Origin of the sequence: Lactobacillus sp. ESL0791, from assembly GCF_029433255.1 — a bacterium.
Lineage (GTDB): Bacteria > Bacillota > Bacilli > Lactobacillales > Lactobacillaceae > Lactobacillus.
The window spans coordinates 1,814,949-1,828,843 of sequence record NZ_JAQTHU010000001.1 but is presented as its reverse complement, the minus strand read 5'-3'; the positions used below and the strand labels follow the sequence as shown (position 1 = coordinate 1,828,843).

General features: G+C 38.6%; 12 protein-coding genes. 8 read left to right on the top strand and 4 right to left on the bottom strand.

What is annotated here, in order from left to right:
- Positions 1-87: 87 nt before the first annotated feature.
- The 5 genes from guaA to PT285_RS08830 all read left to right on the top strand — a co-directional run bounded on the left by guaA (position 88) and on the right by PT285_RS08830 (position 5,439).
- Positions 88-1,626: a glutamine-hydrolyzing GMP synthase gene (gene guaA, locus PT285_RS08850; RefSeq protein ID WP_277150672.1), complete on the top strand. Its 1,539-nt coding sequence runs from the start codon at positions 88-90 to the stop codon at positions 1,624-1,626.
- Between the two features lie 103 nt (positions 1,627-1,729).
- The gene (locus PT285_RS08845) at positions 1,730-3,907 is read left to right on the top strand and encodes a M13 family metallopeptidase (RefSeq protein WP_277149773.1); all 2,178 of its coding nucleotides are present in this window, start codon (positions 1,730-1,732) and stop codon (positions 3,905-3,907) included.
- A 74-nt stretch (positions 3,908-3,981) separates the two neighbouring features.
- Positions 3,982-4,443, top strand: a complete 462-nt coding sequence (locus tag PT285_RS08840) for a GNAT family N-acetyltransferase (protein ID WP_277149771.1) — start codon at positions 3,982-3,984, stop codon at positions 4,441-4,443.
- Between the two features lie 89 nt (positions 4,444-4,532).
- Positions 4,533-5,021, top strand: a complete 489-nt coding sequence (locus PT285_RS08835; RefSeq protein ID WP_277149769.1) for a prolyl-tRNA synthetase associated domain-containing protein — start codon at positions 4,533-4,535, stop codon at positions 5,019-5,021.
- A gap of 16 nt (positions 5,022-5,037) precedes the next feature.
- Positions 5,038-5,439 (top strand): hypothetical protein, encoded by a 402-nt coding sequence (locus PT285_RS08830; RefSeq protein WP_277149767.1) that lies wholly within the window; start codon positions 5,038-5,040, stop codon positions 5,437-5,439.
- 203 nt (positions 5,440-5,642) lie between these two features.
- Here PT285_RS08830 and PT285_RS08825 read toward each other — a convergent pair whose 3' ends face one another.
- From PT285_RS08825 to PT285_RS08810, 4 genes are all read right to left on the bottom strand, one after another.
- On the bottom strand, positions 5,643-6,191 hold the full coding sequence (locus PT285_RS08825; RefSeq protein WP_277149765.1) for an ECF transporter S component: 549 nt from the start codon (positions 6,189-6,191) through the stop codon (positions 5,643-5,645).
- A gap of 3 nt (positions 6,192-6,194) precedes the next feature.
- Complete coding sequence (locus PT285_RS08820) at positions 6,195-7,040, bottom strand: pyridoxamine kinase (RefSeq protein WP_277149764.1); 846 nt, start codon at positions 7,038-7,040, stop codon at positions 6,195-6,197.
- 216 nt (positions 7,041-7,256) lie between these two features.
- Positions 7,257-8,171, bottom strand: a complete 915-nt coding sequence (locus tag PT285_RS08815) for an L-lactate dehydrogenase (protein WP_277150669.1) — start codon at positions 8,169-8,171, stop codon at positions 7,257-7,259.
- A gap of 206 nt (positions 8,172-8,377) precedes the next feature.
- Complete coding sequence (locus PT285_RS08810; protein WP_277149762.1) at positions 8,378-9,685, bottom strand: APC family permease; 1,308 nt, start codon at positions 9,683-9,685, stop codon at positions 8,378-8,380.
- Between the two features lie 443 nt (positions 9,686-10,128).
- Between PT285_RS08810 and PT285_RS08805 the strand changes: the two genes are divergently transcribed.
- Genes PT285_RS08805 through PT285_RS08795 form a run of 3 tightly spaced genes read left to right on the top strand, consistent with a single transcriptional unit; the run spans position 10,129 to position 13,891 of the window.
- On the top strand, positions 10,129-12,207 hold the full coding sequence (locus tag PT285_RS08805) for a BglG family transcription antiterminator (RefSeq protein WP_277149760.1): 2,079 nt from the start codon (positions 10,129-10,131) through the stop codon (positions 12,205-12,207).
- A gap of 33 nt (positions 12,208-12,240) precedes the next feature.
- Positions 12,241-12,546 (top strand): PTS sugar transporter subunit IIB, encoded by a 306-nt coding sequence (locus PT285_RS08800; RefSeq protein WP_277149759.1) that lies wholly within the window; start codon positions 12,241-12,243, stop codon positions 12,544-12,546.
- Between the two features lie 13 nt (positions 12,547-12,559).
- Positions 12,560-13,891 carry a PTS sugar transporter subunit IIC gene (locus PT285_RS08795; protein ID WP_277149758.1) on the top strand — a complete coding sequence of 444 codons (1,332 nt, stop codon included), beginning with the start codon at positions 12,560-12,562 and terminating at the stop codon, positions 13,889-13,891.
- Positions 13,892-13,895: the final 4 nt, after the last annotated feature.

Here is a 13,895-nt window from a genome sequence, read left to right as displayed (position 1 = left end):
ATTTGACCTGCAAGCTAATTCTTAGTAAAGTTGAATTGATTTAAGCAAGTGAATTTAGTAAGGGGTGCTCAAGTGGCTGAAAAAAAGATGAAGGACTTTGATGAAATTATTGTGCTGGATTTTGGCAGTCAGTACAATCAATTAATCACACGGCGGCTGCGGGATTTTGGGATTTATTCCGAATTGCTGCCGCATGATATCAGTATGGAAAAAATCAAAGAAATCAAACCGAAAGGAATTATTTTTTCCGGTGGACCGAACAGTATTTATGATGAAAATGCGCTCAAAGTTGATCCCGCAATTTTTAAGCTGGGGATTCCCATCTTAGGCATCTGTTATGGGATGCAGCTGATGTCCTATTACTTGGGCGGAAAAGTTGAGAAGGCTGCCAATTCCGAATATGGCCGTGCCGATATCAAGGTGGAAGACCGGCAGGATGTGCTGTTCAGTGGCTTGCCCGAAGATGAATACGTTTGGATGAGTCACGGTGACCTCGTTACTTCTGCACCGAAGAATTTTAAGGTGGTTGCTTCAAGTAAAAATTGTCCGATTTCCGCGATTGCCAACGATGCTGATAATTTTTACGGGATTCAGTTTCATGCCGAGGTGCGCAATACCCAGTACGGCTTGGATATTTTGCATAATTTTGCTTTTAAGGTCTGCAAGGCAAACAATAATTGGTCGATGAATGATTTTATTGATTTGCAGATTGCGGCTATCCGGGCCGAAGTCGGAAATAAAAAGGTGATTCTTGGCTTATCCGGTGGCGTCGATTCAAGTGTGACAGCTACTCTGCTTCATAAAGCAATTGGCAATCAGCTGACCGCGATTTTTGTTGACCACGGAATGCTGCGTAAAAATGAGGGTGATGAGGTAATGGCCGCTCTTAGCCGCGATCTGGGCGTCAATATTATCCGGGTTAACGCTCAGGAACGTTTTTTATCTAAGCTCAAGGGCGTCACTGATCCCGAGCAAAAACGAAAGATTATCGGCAAGGAATTTATTGAAGTATTTAGTGATGAAGCCAAAAAGATTAAGGATGTTGATTTTTTGGCGCAGGGGACGCTCTATACCGATGTGATTGAGAGCGGGACGAATACCGCGCAAACGATTAAGTCACACCACAATGTTGGCGGCCTGCCTAAGGACATGCACTTCAAGCTGATTGAACCACTGCGCAAATTATTCAAGGATGAGGTGCGCGAGCTTGGTGAAAAGCTGGGGATTCCGCATGATCTAGTTTGGCGGCAGCCATTTCCGGGCCCAGGCCTGGGTATCCGGGTCTTAGGTGAGGTTACTGAAGATAAACTGGCACTGGTGCGCGAAAGTGACGCAATTCTGCGTGATGAAATTAAAAAGGCAGGCCTAGAAGAAAAGATTTGGCAATACTTTACGGTTTTGCCAGGCATTAGGTCTGTTGGCGTGATGGGCGATGGCCGGACTTACGATTACACGATTGGCATCCGGGCGGTAACTTCGATTGACGGGATGACCGCCGATTTTGCCCGGATTCCGTGGGAAGTTTTACAAAAGGTGTCAACTAGAATCGTGGACGAAGTTGATCACATTAACCGCGTCGTCTATGACGTGACGAGTAAGCCGCCGTCAACGATTGAATGGGAATAATTGCTTAAACCAGCTGCTGAAAAATTTAAAAAACAAGTTGAATGTTAGCGCTAGCACTGCTATAATTACACTGTATTATTAAGATAGGACACAAGGTGTAAGAATGAAAAGCAAGTCTAAAATACTAATCTCATCGATTGCGGCAATAATTGCAGCTAGTCTGCTGGCCGTAGCCAATAATGAGAATAATAATCAGGATGTTTTGGCAGCTATTACCAAAAGCAGTGTTGTCAATAAGCGCGTTGTTAAACCACGCCGACAAGCAAAAGCTTATGCAGTAAAGAATAAGCCAGTTAAAAATGTAAAAACCGCTAAAAAGCCGGTTAAGGCTGAACAAACAAAAGCAGCTCGCGGCGGCAGTGGCGATGTGCTGAAGCCTAAAGTAGGCACGCGGCCGCAGGATAATTTGTATTTGGCGGTTAATTCCAAGTGGATGAAAAAGGCTAAAATACCGGCAGATGCGGTAAGCACGGGGTCAACGGATGAAATTAGTTTGAAAGTTAACCGGCAATTGCGACAGGATATGGCTGATTTTGCTGACGGTAAAAAGCCGTTGCCAAACATTCCGAATTTTGATAAAGCGGTTGAGCTGTATAAGTTAGCACGGGATATTGATAAACGCAACAATGATGGGGCTGCGCCAATCAAGGCAGATTTGGCAAAACTTGAAGGAATTAAGGATTTTGCCGATTTTAATGCTAAAGCCGCTGATTTATATAATAACGGTATGGATTTGCCACTCGATCTGACTGTTTCTCCCGATATGAAAAATGCGCAGAAGAACGCACTCTATTTTAGTTCGGCCGGGACATTTTTGCCGGATACCAGCAGTTATAAAGATCCAAATTCTCAGAAATTACTTGCCGTTTTAAAGAAGCAGTCAATTGACCTCTTGAAACTGGCCGGAGTTTCTGAAACTGATGCAACTACTTATGCGGAAAATGCACTTAAATTTGATGGTATATTAGCTAAAAATGTTAAATCAGCTGAGCAGAATGCGGACGTAACCAGCCAATATAACCCAATGAGCATACAGAATTTTAAAGCTAAATTTACTAACTTTGATATTCAGCAGTTTTTAAAGGGAACGGTTGGCAAGGAGCCTGACCAAATTATCGTGACCGATCCTAAATTCTTAACCAATATTAACCAAGTGATCAATCAGGATAATTTTGCCGCTCTTAAAGGTTGGTTAATCGTTGACTTTATCAATGGAGCTGCTGGTGAACTTTCTCAGAAATTTATTGAAACTGCCTTTCCGTTTTCGCAGGCAATAGGTGGTCAAGCTAAGCTGCCTTCAACTGACAAGCAAGCCTTTAGTTTTGTTAATGGCGATTTTGGTGAATTAATTGGAATTTATTATGGTCAAACTTATTTTGGTGCTGATGCGAAAAAAGACGTCACCAATATGGTTAATAAAATATTGCAGACTTACGAAAGCCGGTTGCAAAATAATACTTGGCTGTCGAAAGCAACTAAAGAGAAAGCAATTGATAAGCTGAAGTCACTGGTTGTCAAGGTAGGTTATCCAGACGAGCAGTCGGGATCTTATAAAAATATTCAAATAACGCCGGCAAGTCAAGGCGGGACTTTGTATGGAAACGACCAAGCAATGACTATTGAAAGCATCAAAGAAAATCTTGCGCAATTGTTTAAACCGGTCAACCGCAACATCTGGGCGATGTCCGGAGCGGAAGTGAATGCTGCTTACAATCCGCAAGTAAACGATGTTACCTTGCCAGCTGCCATTTTGCAGGCACCATTTTATAGTAAAACTCAAAGCAGAGCAGCTAATTGGGGCGGCATCGGTACTGTAATTGGTCATGAGATTTCCCATGCTTTTGACAATAATGGTGCCCAATTTGATAAATATGGTAATTTGCATAATTGGTGGACGCAAAAAGATTACACTGAATTCAAAAAGCGGATTAAGGCTGAGGATAAACTATTCAATGGCATTAAATATGCTGGAACGAAGATAAAGGGTAAGCAAATAGTTTCGGAAAACGTTGCCGATTTAGGTGGTTTGACGGTTGCGCTGCAAGTTGCCAAAAGCGAAGGCGACAATTTGCGGGAACTATTTGAAAACAATGCTCGAATTTGGCGATTAAAAGCAACGCCGCAAGCAATTAAGACGATTCTTGCTGTTGATGTGCATGCACCAAATCCTTTGCGGGCAAATGTTCAAGCACAATGCCAAGATGACTTCTATAAGGTCTTTAAAGTTAAGTCATCTGACGGGATGTGGCTAGATCCAAAAAAGCGGATCCAAATATGGTAATTTGAATGTTCAAGTAATACGCATTTTCATTATTTTGTTGGAGATGCGTATTTTGTTTTAAAGAAGAGGCATTTATGGATACTAAATTGCAGTTGTATGAACTCACTGATAAAGATCTAGCACAGACTGCTGACTTATTTATTCACACCTTTACGCAACCGCCGTGGTGTGAAGAATATGAATCACGCGAACAGGTGATAAATTTTTTTGCTGCCTATATGAAAAGCAATTATTTTGTCGGCTACATTTTGAAGGATGGAGAAGAAATAATTGCATTGAGCATTGGCTTTAAAAAGCCTTGGATAAAAGGTATGGAATATTATATTGATGAGTTTTGTGTTGCTCCCGAATATCAGGGACAGGGCGTTGGCAGCAACTTTTTGAAGCTGATTGATGCTGCGATTAGCACTAAAGGCATGACAGGTATGATCTTAAACACGGGCAAAGGTTATCCGGCCGAACAGTTTTATCTTAAAAATGGTTTTACACAATTAGAAGATCTGATTGTACTTGCTAAAGTAAGTGATAAAAATTAGAGAGAGAGATTGTTGAGCAATCTCTCTCTTTTTTGTTAAGTGGTCTTGCTATATACTATGATTTAAAATTTGATTTCGGGGTGACTAATATGGACAAACAAGAAGTATATCGCTATCTAAATGAGAAAAACATTTGGCATGAAACTGTGGAGCATAAGGCTGTTTACAATATGGCAGAAACGGCTGAAATTAATTTGCCACATCCGGAAGCTAGTGCGAAAAATTTATTTCTACGTGATGATAAAAAGCAGAATTATTATTTAATTACGGTTAAGAGTGATCGCCGAGTTGATCTTAAAAAATTTCGCCGAAATAATGACACTAGAAGACTGTCCTTTACTTCAGAAAGTGAATTAAAGGCAATTCTGGGATTAATTCCGGGAGCAGTAACTCCTTTAGGATTGCTAAATGATGAGGAACGCAAAGTGCAATTCTTTATTGACGAATACTTCTTGCAGCAGTCAGGAATAATTGCCGTGCATCCAAATGACAATACGGCAACAGTTTGGCTGAAAACGCCAGACTTAATTGGGATTATCAAGGAACATGGTAATCAGGTTAAGGTAATGAAGAGTTAAAAAGGAGAAAATTTTGATGATACCAACATACAAAGACTTTACACATCAGCCTAGTCATTTATCTGTTACTGATGCAGAGTCCATCTATCAAGAGTTGGTTGATTTAACTACTGCCATGAATGATAGAAAGTTAAACGATCTGGTGACAAATTTAATTCAAAAGGCAGTTACATATACTGAAGTGCGTGCACAATGGTTACTTTTATCAAGTATAGAAAAAATGCAAATTGACCGCCATCGTACCGATCTGCACAATGATTTTATTGCTGCGGTTAATATTGTTCAGCGCTATATGAAACAGAAGGATGTGCCAACTGATTGGTATGAGCGGTTAGTGCCCACAGGAATTGTGGATCGCAAGCGAGTTGGCGACTTTGCCTGTTATATTAGCTATGTCTATGCAGTAAATGCTAGATAAATAGAAAAATTAGGAGGTTCATAATGAAGTCAATCTCGTACTCCGCATTCTTGGCAGCAATTGAAAAATGGTCAAGGAAAGATATGTGAATGAGAAAGGTGAAGACTATTTGGTCGGATGATGAAGGTTTAAAAATAGTTGCAGTACGTTGCCATTACACAAAATAAAAGATTGTTCCCAAGTAAAATTGAGAGCAATCTTTTTTATCTCCTCACCGAACGATAAAACTTCCTTACTGCAAAATATAGAATAGGTGTCATAATCGCTGTCGTAATTGAGTTAACTACGGTAGCCGGTAAACTCAAGAATGACGCAATCAGTGCCGCCTTGAGATTGGTGCCAATCATCAGCGCTTCAACGATCGAAACACAGTAGGTCGTGAAAATCTTAGTAATTCCCGCGACAATGGCAATAATAATGATGTTGCGCTTGGTATCCTGATAGTTGAACGCCTTGAAGATAGAGCTGATTACGGTCGCAACAACCACAACTTCCAGCATTGTTAGCCAAGACGTGGCTGCGTAGCCATTTAAAATGTCAAAACTGCCTAAACCAATAATTCCTGCCAGCATCCCGTTGCGAAAACCTAGAAACAAAATTGCCACTGCAGTTAACGTGTTGCCAAAGTGAATAAACGGCCTACCAACCATTGCCGGAATCGGTATCCGCAGAACCCAAATCCCAATATAAATAATTGCGGCAAATAATCCAGTCATTGTTAAAGCTGCTAACGAATTTTTTTGTTCACGCATAATTTACTCCTCCAAGTTAGAACTAATCTTTTCAATAAAAGCTGGCAGGCTGCTGGCATAATTTATTCCTAGACGTTGATCGCGGTCGGCCGGTAAATCCTTAATGGCCGAGCCGATAAAAGTACTTGCTGCTTTTGCGGCATTTTTAAGTGTTTGCTTGTGCAAAATACCTGCTAAAAGTGCTGCTGCAAAAATATCCCCGGATCCAAAATAGTTGCCGTTGATTTTAGGTGTAACAATCTGCCAAATGTTTTTAGCACCATCATCGCTGCCCACAATGGCAATTTCCTTGCCGCAGTTGATTCCTGTGATAACAATCTGCTTGACGGCAAAGCGCTCAGCAAGCTGTTTCAGTATTTGCGGCGCTGCTGTCAAGTCCGCTTGTGCCAGTTCGGGCCTGTCTAACAAGAAACTGGCTTCCGTTAGGTTTGGGGTAATCACGGTTGCCTGCATGATTAATTTTTGCATTTGTTCCACATATTCAGCGTTAAAACCGTGATACAATTTTCCGTGATCGCCCATTACAGGATCAATTAGAATGATGCTATCGCTGTTGCTTATCTTGCTTAAGCTTGAATGCCATTTTTTTAGTGCATTCATTCCCAGATAGCCCAGGTAAATAGAATTAAATTTGACCTGTAAATCTTGCCAGTGTGCAAAAATCTTCGTCATTTCTGCGCTCAAATCTAAATAAGTGTTGTCACCAAAGCCGCCAGTATGGGTTGAAAGCAGAGCAGTGGGCAAGACACTGACGTCACCGCCGCTGGCCGCTAATATTGGCAGTACTGTGACCAATGAAACTTGACCAATGCAGGAAATATCTTGACTGATTAATACGTCTAAATTCAAAGCTAAACTCCTTTGGTAATGTTTATTACAGTATAGCATTATTTATTAGTTTTAAATTAAAAATTAGATTGGCTAAATCTAATATTTAACGGTATAGGTCGAAACATTCTACGCTAACGTGATGGGGAAAAGTTCTATTTTTACTTTACACCTAGTCCAAGAGTAAAGTAAAAAGCAAGTAACCCTTGGAAGATTACTTGCCTATCTTTTACATGCTTAATTAAATTCTTTTTTAGTTTTTTCTTTAATCGCATCTGCAGTTTGTTGCAGTTGCTTCTTTTCTTCATCGGTTAGATTTAGTTCAAGCCTTTGCACAATACCTGATCTGCCAATAATTGCCGGATATGACATGTAAGTGTCGTATTGCTTTTGGTAATTAGAAACGGGCATCTCCGTGTGTGAATCGCTCAAAACAGCTTCAGCCAAGCGGGTTGCAGCAGCAGCAATTCCATAATTGGTATATTGCTTTCCTGCATAAACGGTGTAGCCGCCACGTTTGATTTCATGATTCATGTCCTCTAAATTCCACGAATTTTCTTTTGCAATTTCTGTGAATGGCTTTTGCAAGGCGGTGACTGTTGACCAAGCAGTAAATTGCGAATCCCCGTGTTCACCTAAAGTGAAGCCGATAACTGAACGGGGGTCAATCTTCATCTTTTTACCAACAGCTCGCTTCATCCGTGCGGTGTCAAGCAAAGTTCCAGTTCCAAGAACTTGGTTCTTAGGCAAGCCGGTCAATTTCTGATACATACTTGTGATCACGTCTACCGGATTAGAAATACAAATGATAATGCCATTAAATCCACTTTTCTTGATCTCGGGGGCAACTTGTTTAATTTGCTCGCTATTGAAGCGCAATTCGCCAAAACGATCCTCAGCAGAAAGCTTAATTTTGCCGACCGCACTGATAATAATGTCTGCGTCTTTTAAGGCCGCATAATCGTTCACAATTATATTTGCATGATGCTGCAGATTGGCCATTGCATCTTCAAAGTCAAGCGCATCAGCATTAACTTTAGCTTCATTCTTATCAATTAAAACTAGGTCATCAACTAACCCGGTCGCAATCAACTGATGTGCAACCGTACTGCCAACATGACCATCACCAATAACTCCAATTTTACTCATAATAATTCCTCACAATTCTTAAAAAGAAAACAGCCCAGCTGTTTTCTTTATTATAGTAGCTTATTTAATAAAAATAAATTTAATTTTAAAAAAATATGAATTTTTTAGCAAACAAAATGCAAAGACATAAAGTAATTTTGCAATATGACGTGATACGCGGTAACAATGAAAAAGCTTTTGTCGATTAAATGGACTCTGTTAAGGTGCCGTTAATTATTCACCTTCCTTTGGACAAAATAATATACGGGCCAGCCGCTCAGCGTCAGCAAGATGCCGATGATTGCTAAGACCGGTTGGGTGAGGCTGGTGTTAATGACAATGAAGAGCCCGCCAATGATTGCCAAAATGGGCGGCAGCGGATAAAGCGGAATTTTATATGGCCGCATCAATTCGGGTTCTCTTTTCCGCAAAATGAACACACCGATAAATAATAGAATGGAAAAAATCCACGAAACGTAAACCAGCATATCAGTCAAAGTATCGAAGGTACCGGATAAAATCATGACGGCAGCAATGGCGCATTCAAACAACATACTGTTGGTTGGGACATGAGTTTTACTGTTTAATTTACCGAAAAAGTTCGCAGCCGGTAATTGTTTTTTTGTACCGAGGGCATAGGGCATGCGCGATCCCAGCATCAGGTGGCCGTTAGCTGCCCCAAAGATTGATACGAGAATACCAATTGCAAGAATCTTACCGCCAAGATCACCAAAAAGCTTTTGTGCAGTTAACATGGCTGTGGCCTGATTGCCGACAATTTGGTGCCACGGAACCATTCTGATGTAACCCCAATTGAGCATGGTATATACAATAGTCACGCCCACCAGTCCCCAACTGATCGCTTTAGCCAAAGTTTTTGCGGGATTTTTAATTTCACTGGCCAGATTACCGACACTGAGCCAGCCATCATAAGCAAATAGCACTGCCAGCAGCGCTTGGCCAAAAGCGGTCGCTGCGTTAGCCGAAAAACTATGGGGAAGAGTTGTGCCAGCCAATTGGTTAGGCGCTTTGCTGAAAACTGCTGCCAGCGCAATAGCGATGATCGGAATAAGCTTAACAATTAACGAAACTTTTTGCACTTTGCTACTTAGTTTTGTTCCCAGCCAGTTAACTATTAGTAAAATCAACATGACAGCAAAAGCAATCATCGTGGTTGAAAAACTGCTGAAACCAGGCATTTCCCGCAGCTGAGTGGCAAACACGATTGCCAGGGCGGCGATGTTGGCCGGATAGTAGATAATAATTAGCGACCAGCCGAACAGAAAGGAAATCTTTGGTCCATAAATTGCTTCCAAGTATTTAACGGGGCCGCCGTCTTCCGGATAAATTGCCGCTAATTCGGCAATGCTGAGTCCGGCCATGATAGTAATAAAACCGGCAAGCGGCCAAACAAGAATACTCAACCACGGGTTGTGTGTCAGTGTCGAAACTGTAGCAATTTTAAAAAAAGCACCACCGCCAATCATGGTTCCCATAACGGTGGCCAGGGCTGCAAAAAAGTTTAATTCACGTTTCATAATCTTTCTCTCAAAATTAGTTAATATTTATTGAGCAATTATAGCAAAGTTTTGCAGAAAAAGTGTAATCCAAGTAATGCTTTACCAATATTTCAGATTTTGCCCAGTAAATTGCGACATTAGGTGAGCTTGAATTATAAAACCATAAAATAAATTTATTTATGTTAAAGCTTTATCAAGCAATAGGCCCACACTTTTAATTACTATCTGACTGAAATCTGAAAGCTAGAAATTATATAGGAAAAGTTTGATTTCCGGCTTTTTTAACGTACAAATGTAAGTTTTCTATATGTTATATTTTAGATAACATGTAAGCTTTTATACTTTCAAAAGTCAGGTGAAATAATATGTACTACGTATGAATTGTTTCCAAAGGAAAATGAACTAATCTGTTCTTTTAAATGTAAACGAATTCAGCTAATATTAAAAATGAGGTAAAGGATATGAAAGATCGACAATTATATATCTTAAATTCTTTAATAGAAGATGAACCTTTAAAAATTAAAGAGTTAAGCCATTCATTGGGCGTATCATCTCGGACGGTCAGAAATGATCTTAAAGAAATTAATTTTAAGTTAGAGCAATTATCAATTTCTAGAGTTGATAACTGTAGGGGCAATCTTTCACTATCTCTTACCTCAATTGAAAAAAATAAATTACTAGAATATTTGAAAACTACCGACAGCAATTTAATTTCGCCTAAGAATCGCCAGCTTGAGATAATTCTTGACTTTTTAAAATATCCAAAGAAGATAAAGATTTTTGAAGAACAAAAAAGGTTGGAAATTAGCAAGAGTACCATGGATAAAGATATGAAACAAATAAGAGAATATTTGTCAAAATACTCTTTAAATTTAAGTACTCAACAAGGTGCGGAAGTAATAGGTGCTGAGAAGAATATTAGAATTATGATGCAGCAGTTAATGGTTGCCAACGTTGATATTTCTGAATTCACAGATAAAACAGTAATAAATAAAAGCGATAGTTATAAACTTATTGTTGACTTCTTTGGATTAAATGTTTTTTCTCAATCTAGGAAAATTGCATATAAGTTAATAGCTGGCGGGAAATATGAAGGTGTTTCTGCAAGAGAAATACAAGTTAGTCTTCTATTAGCGATTTGGGTTAGCCGCATTTCCAATAAAAAATATATTAGTGAGAGTGAAAGCTCTTATGTTGAAACTCAAGAAAATAAAGTATCTTCTTTAATCGATGACCTTACCGTAAGATTGCACATCTGTGCACCTGTTGCAGAAAAAAAGTATCTGGCATATTCTTTGAAGTCTTTTTTGGGTAAGAATCACGAAAATATTTTTACTTGGAGTCAATCACAGGTATTAAGCGTAAAACTAATTAACTTTATGACTGATAAAGAGAATATCAGTTATAAAGATTCAGAGAAGTTTTTTGAGCAATTAAATTCGCATATTACTGATTTTTTGCAGAGGCAAAAAGATCATATACATATTTATAATCCATTGACAAATCTTTTGAAAAGTAATTATAGCAGTACTTTTAATGATATCAGTGAATTTTTTAAAACGAATTATCCTCATGATGAAGTATCTGATGAAGAGAAAGCATACATAGTAGTATATTTTGTAACATATGCTGAACAAGTATCTAAAAATGAGAGCACTTACCGAATTGCTGTGCTTTGTAATTATGGTGAAGCAACGGGACAGCTGCTTGCAACTAATATTGCGCGGAATTTAAATGTGGAAATTGTTGCTATTTTAGGATTACAAAATATAAATACTTTAAATAAATTAAATATTGATTTTGTGGTTAAAACAATTAATTATCCATTAAAAAACATTCCTAGTTTCCAGTTATCACCTGTGCCTCAAGCCAAAGATTATCGGCATTTAAAGGAATTTGCTCAAGGATTAAATCTGCAGAATCGTAGTTTCTTGAATAAGCATAAGGTAGATGATAGTAGTAATTTATTGAAAAATATAATAAAAATCATTGAAAAGGATTTGCACAAAAAAGTTAACAGTCAGTTAGTTGATGACTTAATTAGAGCTTTTTCAAATCACAAGATAATGGTAAAAGAAAGTGTGGTAAGGCCTATGATAGGGAATTTACTTACCAATAATAAAATTCAGCTCCATTTAAAGTCTAGCAATTGGACTGATGCTATAGAAAAAGCGGCTTCCCCGCTTCTAGATAATGGTTCAATAGACCAAAATTATGTTAAAGCAATGGAGAAATCTGTTGTTGATTATGGCGCTTATATTGTTATTGGACCAGGTATTGCACTTGCACATGCGCGCCCTGAGGATGGTGTAAATAAGCTTGATGTTAGTGTCGCTACTTTAGATCCAGCAATTAATTTTGGTAATAAAGATAATGATCCTGTCAAAGTTATATTTGTTTTAGCGGCTATTGATAATTATTCTCATTTGAATATTTTAAAAGGAGTAATTAATTTGATTCATCAACCTGGAAAGATTGATGAATTAGCTGAAGCAGAAGACATTAATAGTTTTAAGAATATATTATTTAAAAAGAATTAATACATAATAAATTGTGTTTAGGAGGTAATAATTATGGCTAAAGTGCCTAGTGTGTACTTTATTTGTGGTAATGGATTAGGCTCAAGTTTGGCGTGCCAAATGGAAGCTGATGATGTATTTTCAGAGGCTGGCATTGAAGTAAAGTCAGATCATGATTCCATTTCAGATGTTCCATCTTTAAATGCGGATGTAATTGTTTCTGCAAGCAATTTTGAATCTCAATTTGAGAATACTCAAATTGACCCTAAAACAAAAATTGTATACTTAAACAATATTGTTGATAAGGAAGAAATTAAAGAAAAGATTTTGCCAATCGTAAAAGAAATAGCTGAAAGTTAAGAGGGTGAATTAAATGGTAGTTGTTGAATGGATAATTAATAATATATTAACCCAAGCAGCGATTTTGATTTCATTAATTGCGTTTCTGGGATTAGTACTTCAAGGTAAAAAAGTCGGAGAAGTAATTAGTGGTACGCTTAAAACTTTATTAGGTTTTGAAGTACTGAGTGCTGGATCAACCATTATTCAGCAAAGCTTGGCTTATTTTGCTGTTATTTTCCAACATGGCTTTCATACCCAAGGCATTGTTCCAAGTATTGAAGCTATTAACGGACAAGCCATGAATAAATTGGGCTTGGGTAATGACATTGCTTTAACGTTATTAGGTATTTTTATTGTCAACATTATTATTGCAAGATTTACTAAATGGAAATATGTGTTCTTAACAGGTCAAGCATTGCTTTGGATGTCAACCATGACTGTTATTGGTGGCCACTTTGCAGGTCTTAAAGGATTTCCATTAATTTTAATGGGTAGTATTATCGGTGGTATTTTTGCAATAGCTATGCCGGCATTGGCCCAACCCATTGTTAGAAAAATTACCGGTAATAATTCAATCGCTTTGGGCCACTTCTGTACGATTGGGTACTTAGTTGAAGCTGGTGTTGCTTGGTTAGTAAGAGACCGTAAAGTTGACCAACATGTTAAGAAGATGAGTGAAAGGAAAGACTCATGGGAACATGTTAAGTTTCCTAAGAGCATGTCATTCTTACAAGATAACAGTCTTTCAATTATGGTAGTAATGGTTCCTTTGTATATTATTACTGCAGCATTAGCAGGCCCTTATTGGTGCGCAAAGGCAGCAGCAGGTGCAGCTGGTAGTATTAATTACATTGTTTATGCTTTCCTACAAGCTATTGAATTTACTGTTGGTGTGTACGTAATGCTTTCTGGTGTACGTCTAATGTTAGGTGAAATTGTGCCAGCCTTCCGTGGTATTGCGATGAAGATTGTTCCAGATTCAATCCCTGCATTAGACTGTCCAGTATTATTTCCATACGCTCCTAATTCAGTAATCGTTGGCTTTATTACTACTACTATTGGTACTTTGATTGGTATGTTTGTGACTCCTGTTCTAGGCTTAGCAGTTATTTTGCCTGGTATGACGTCTAACTTCTTTGCTGGTGGTACAGCTGGAATATTTGGTAATGCAATCGGTGGCAAACGTGGTGCTGTAATTGGTGGTATTGTTCACGGCTTGTTTATTACCCTACTTCCGGCATTGTTAGTTGTAGCTCTGTCAAAGGTAGGCTTTGTAAATGCTACTGCTACTGATGTAGATACAATTACTGCAGCACTCATTTATCTTTGGGTTATTGCTCCTGCCTTTAAAGCATTTGGTTAAAGTG